This window comes from Streptomyces sp. NPDC048419, from assembly GCF_043200415.1.
Taxonomy (GTDB): domain Bacteria; phylum Actinomycetota; class Actinomycetes; order Streptomycetales; family Streptomycetaceae; genus Streptomyces.
This window is the reverse complement of sequence record NZ_JBICXT010000093.1, coordinates 1-4,768: the sequence shown is the minus strand read 5'-3', so window position 1 is coordinate 4,768 and position 4,768 is coordinate 1. Positions and strand designations below refer to the sequence as shown.

Below are 4,768 nucleotides of genomic sequence, written 5' to 3'. Positions count from 1 at the left end.
CGGTTCCAGCTTCGGGCCCCGACGGGGAACTGACGCACCAGCAGCAGAAGTCACACACCTACTAACGATCAACTACTGGCGCAGGACACTAGTAGGGCTTGGTCAGGTTTGTATGAGTGTGGGTATGTTGCGGTGGCAGGTGGGGCAGGCGCCGGTCCAGGTGGCGAGGAGTGTCTGCAGGTCGCGGATGACCTGGTAGAGGCTCAGACCAGCGCTGTGTCTTTTGGGTCTCGCGTCAGTCGTTGCAGGGTGCAGAAGGCGTGGGCGGCGGAGACGAGGGTGACGTGGTGGTGCCAGCCGTTCCAGGTGCGGCCCTCGAAGTGGGCCAGGCCCAGGGCCTGTTTCATCTCTCGGTAGTCGTGGTCGATGCGCCAGCGCAGTTTGGCCAGTCGCACCAACGTGGCCAGGGGCATTCCGGAGGGCAGGTTCGACAGCCAGAACTGCACCGGCTCGCTCTCGCCGGCCGGCCACTCGGCCAGCAGCCACCGCTCGGGCAGCTCCGGATCATCGGCAATCTTGCGGATGCCGCGTCCGGCCGGGCGGACCCTGAGGGCGACGAAGCGCGAGTACATGCGCTTGAAGCCGCTGCGGCCCTTGCCTGGGCGGGATCCCTCCCGCCAGGACACCGGCCGTGCGGCCGCCTTCCCCGCCGCGACGACCAACTCCTTCATCGTCTGCGCAGGCTCGGGATAGCGCACATGCGGTGGCCGTCCGGTGCCCGCATAAGCCGGCTGGACGGGCCGGGCATCGGCCCGGTGCGCGGTGTGCCGGCCGGAGACACCGACCGCATAGGGCAGATCTCGTTCCTCCAGGCCCAGGCGGAAGGCGGCGGCATCACCGTATCCGGCGTCCGCGACCACCAGGGGGACATCGATGCCCCACGACCGTGTCTCGTCGATCATGTCCAGGGCCAACTGCCACTTCTCCATATGCCCCACCCGGGCAGGAATCCCGCAGCGGGTGCGGCGGGCGACCTTGTCCGCATCCGCCTCCGCGGAGGCGGGATCCCACGAAGCCGGCAGGAACAGCCGCCAGTTCACCGCGGCCGAGGCATGATCGCGGGCCAGGTGCAGCGAGACGCCCACCTGGCAGTTGGTGACCTTGCCCGCGGTGCCGGTGTACTGCCGCGACACACACGCCGAGGCGTCCCCGTCCTTGAGGAAGCCGGTGTCGTCGATGATCAGCGCTTCCGGGTCGATCGCCTCGTGCATCCGCCAGGCCAGCCGGGCCCGTACATGCGCCGGATCCCACGGGCTGGAAGTGATGAAGTGTGCCAGCGCCTGCCGGTTGCCGTCCTCGCCCAGGCGAGCTGCCATCGGCTCCACCGACTTGCGTCTGCCGTCCAGCAGCAGCCCCCGCACATACGCCTGCCCCCAGCGCCGCTGATCCGCACGGAAGAACCCGTCGAACAAGCCCGCCGCGAACGCCTCCAAGTCCTCCCGGACTTCGGTCATCTCCTCAGGTGCCACACCAGCTCAACGACACCCACGAGCGAGCAGACACGCCACTCACAAGCGAAGATGACCAAGCCCTACTAGGGCCTGCGGATTATTAACTCGCCGTCTTGCTCTCTGGCGGGAGGGTGATGCCGGCCGTTCTCGCGTGGGCGTAGAGGTGGGTCAGTGTGGCGAGTTGGCAGCCGGTGGGCGTGATGGTGCGCTCCATCCCTGTTCTTGCAGGGTATCCCCGGCTTCAGCCGGGGAGGGAATGCATCTCAGGACGGCCGCCAACAACGCGCTCCACACCATCGTGTTGGTCCGCATGAACTACGACCAGCGCACCCGGGAATATGTCGCCCGACGAACCGCCGAAGGCATGGCCAAGAAGGACATCATCCGCTGCCTGAAACGGTTCGCAGCCCGCGAGATCTACAAGCACCTACCCCACGCGATCCGCATCACCACACCCCACAGGCCACTTGACCAACTATAGGAGCTTCCCGCGCTGTAGAGCGGACGTTTTTGCTGCTCGATGTACTGGCGGATGACGGTCAGCGGTGCGCCGCCGCACGAACCGGCGAAGTAGGAGCGGGACCAGAACACCGAGCCCATCCCCACCCGGTTGATGCGGCCGGTGTACTCAGCCCGCAGGTAACGGGAGCTGACGCCCTTGAGCGAGTTGACCAGCTTCGACAGGGCGACCTTCGGCGGGTAGTGCACGAGCAGGTGTGTCCAGGGCCAGGGCAGCGAGTTCGGCTTTCCGGCGCGGGTGCGGCCGTTCGAGCCGCCCGCGTCCGCGGTGATCAACAATTGCTCACGCTCGGGGCCTCACAGGCGGGTTTGCGCTGGATTCAGCGGTAACCAGGCCCGCCGGGGCCTTTCCACAATCCATCGAGGGATAACCACCACATAAGCGCACGGCACTCGAGGCCAGCTTATCCGGCACGTATGGCCCGCAGAGCTCCCGTCGGTGGTCTGCCCGAAGGGGCGAGATGTGCGCGCTGCAGTGTGCCCACGCCTATGGGCACGCAGCCGCAGCTCGGCCCTGCGCAAGATCCGCACAGGGCCCGCCTCCACCAGAACAGACTCACGTCAACCGCCCAGGCCGTCCACACCCTGCAGGCTCACCCCGAAACGCTCAGCTCAGGGTCCTGTGCCGTTGCTCCGCCCGGGTGAAAACAGCCGCACCCGCGGGTCGGGCCTGGCCCCCCGGCACGGCGGCGGGCCAGGCTCGGCTCCATGATGCTGTCCGACTTCCTGCCCGTGGTGCTGTGGCCCTTGACCGTCGGCCTGCTCCTGATCGCCGCACAGCCCCTGAAGCGTTGTACGGGGCACCGGGCGGGCCGGCGCCCGGCGGCAGCCCGCCCGGTCCTGGCCGCGGCACGCGGCCGCCCACCGCGGCCAGGACCGGTGTGCTGCCGCAGACCGGACAGCCTGGCATGGCGGCTGCGCCGCGTGATCGCCCGCTCGTTGCCGCTCACCGCGCGACGGGAGCGGCGCTCCCACCGCCCCCCGCGTGCTCACGGGCCCAGGCTGCGGCCGTAGCTCATTTCCTGCGGTCGCGGCAGCTCACGTTCGGGCATTTCCTAGAGGTATGAGGAGTCTGCTGGTGGGTGTCCTGAGTGTTGTGATCGTGTTCCTCGTTCCCCTCAGTGTGGTGGCGCTGTGGACGCACCAGATCAACGACACGGACCGCTACGTCGCGGTGATGGGCCCGCTGGCCCGGAATCCGGACATCCAAAACGCCGTGGCCGACCGAGCCACCGAGGAGATCCAAAGGAGGTCCCCCGCCGGCAGCTTCAGCGCCGAGGAGGCAGACGCGCTCAGCAGGGCCGCACACGCCTTCACACACAGCCAGGCCTTCCCTGCGGCCTGGGACGCGGCGGTGCGCGCCTATGCGGCGAAGGAGACCTTCATGGGCCCGGATGACACCAACGCCCTGACCGTAGACCTGGGACCGGTCATCGACGGGGTCAAGAAGCAGGCCACAAGCGCCGGAGTGCAGGCCGCCGACCGCATCCCGCAGACCAAGGCGCCGGTCAGCGTGTTGGACATGAACACCCTCGAGACCCTGCGCCGGATACTGCGCGCCCTGTCGGCTGTCGGTGTCTGGCTGCCCATCGGCACCCTGCTGCTGACCGCGGCGGCAATCATCCTCTCTACCGAGCGGATCCGATCCCTGATGACCCTGGGACTCAGCTACGCCATCGGGGCGTCCCTGCTGTGGGGATCGGTGGCCGTCATCCGGCAGCTCACGTTGAACGATCTCGACCCGAACGCCAACCGGCAGGCCGTGGAAGCGCTGTACAACGCCCTCACCAACTTCCTGCAGACGGCCTCATACGTCCTCGCGGCCGTCGGGCTCCTCGTCTCCGCCCTGTGCTGGGGTGCGCTGTTCCGCAAACACCGCCGAGCCACAGGGGCACCGCGCCAGGCCACGGCCTGAAACAGCAAAGGGAAAGAATCATGGTGTACGCAAGAACGGAAATGGGACCGCCACTGCTGTCGACCCCCGTCTCCGGGCTCTATCAGCAGAAGATCATGCGGAACGAGCACTGGCCGAACACCCAGGGCGGCCCGTCCGAGGAAGTCTTCCCGTGCCCCGCCGGGTGGGTCTGCTTCGCGTTCCAGCCGCCGATGTTCGAGGATGAGATGCAATGCTGCATTCTCCTGTACGAACCCTCAGGCGAGATCTTTCCCGGTATGACAACCTTCGACCCGATCACGGTGCACTTCACCACCAACGATGACACCAGCCGGTCCACCCTGGTCGATCTCGGAAATTTCAGAGAATGCAGATTCGACCTCTGGATGTCCGAACCCGGAAATCCGATCGAGGCCCCCGCAAACGCCGAAATGACCGTGTCCCTCTACGTGTGAGACGCAACGGCAGGACCGCGGAAGCGACCCATCCGGACAATCAGCGCGGCGAACCCCAGCGCAGTACCGGCCCGGGTCACGGCGGAACCATCCATGATGGCAGCCACGGCTCCGCGCCGGCGGTCACGGCGCGCGAGCCCGCGCCTTCCGGCGATCACACTGGGCGCTGCTGGTCGAGATGCGCAGGTCCCGGCCGTCGACGAGTCATCGCCGTCCTGAACAGAGTGCAGCCCTGCCGGTCGGCCATCCTCGCTCCCGCCGCCGTGGCTCCACCCGCACCAGCCAGCCCACCTGCCGGCAGCAAGGCGGTGATCTTCGACGGATCAGGCCGACCTCGCAGGATGCCGGGCAGCCGGGCAGCCGGTGGCACATGACGCCCGGGTGCTCGCGCGCCGGGCTCGCTGTGTGCCCAGCGGCCCTGCGGCCCGGCAGCCTCCCGCCACCGGCTT

Annotated in this window: 4 protein-coding genes and 1 pseudogene; 3 read left to right on the top strand and 2 right to left on the bottom strand. The window is 67.8% G+C overall.

Translation table 11 applies throughout. The annotated features are described in order from the left end of the window. Positions 1-203: 203 nt before the first annotated feature. Positions 204-1,454 (bottom strand): IS701 family transposase, encoded by a 1,251-nt coding sequence (locus tag ACGFYN_RS47815; RefSeq protein WP_393872236.1) that lies wholly within the window; start codon positions 1,452-1,454, stop codon positions 204-206. A 498-nt stretch (positions 1,455-1,952) separates the two neighbouring features. After that, positions 1,953-2,168, bottom strand: a pseudogene (gene tnpA / locus ACGFYN_RS47810) (IS200/IS605 family transposase); the annotation flags it as partial. A gap of 510 nt (positions 2,169-2,678) precedes the next feature. On the opposite strand from tnpA, the gene ACGFYN_RS47805 reads away from it, so the two are divergent. The 3 genes from ACGFYN_RS47805 (at position 2,679) to ACGFYN_RS47795 (ending at position 4,319) form a co-directional block, all read left to right on the top strand. After that, on the top strand, positions 2,679-2,984 hold the full coding sequence (locus ACGFYN_RS47805; protein ID WP_393872235.1) for a hypothetical protein: 306 nt from the start codon (positions 2,679-2,681) through the stop codon (positions 2,982-2,984). Positions 2,985-3,072: 88 nt separating this feature from the next. After that, complete coding sequence (locus ACGFYN_RS47800; RefSeq protein ID WP_393872234.1) at positions 3,073-3,885, top strand: hypothetical protein; 813 nt, start codon at positions 3,073-3,075, stop codon at positions 3,883-3,885. Positions 3,886-3,905: 20 nt separating this feature from the next. Continuing rightward, positions 3,906-4,319, top strand: a complete 414-nt coding sequence (locus tag ACGFYN_RS47795) for a hypothetical protein (protein ID WP_393872233.1) — start codon at positions 3,906-3,908, stop codon at positions 4,317-4,319. The last annotated feature ends 449 nt before the right edge of the window (positions 4,320-4,768 follow it).

Coding starts and splice junctions, on each gene's coding strand:
- ACGFYN_RS47795 (WP_393872233.1), top strand. CDS start 3,906: ATGGTGTACGCAAGAACGGAAATGGGACCGCCACTGCTGTCGACCCCC.
- ACGFYN_RS47805 (WP_393872235.1), top strand. CDS start 2,679: ATGATGCTGTCCGACTTCCTGCCCGTGGTGCTGTGGCCCTTGACCGTC.
- ACGFYN_RS47815 (WP_393872236.1), bottom strand. CDS start 1,454: ATGACCGAAGTCCGGGAGGACTTGGAGGCGTTCGCGGCGGGCTTGTTC.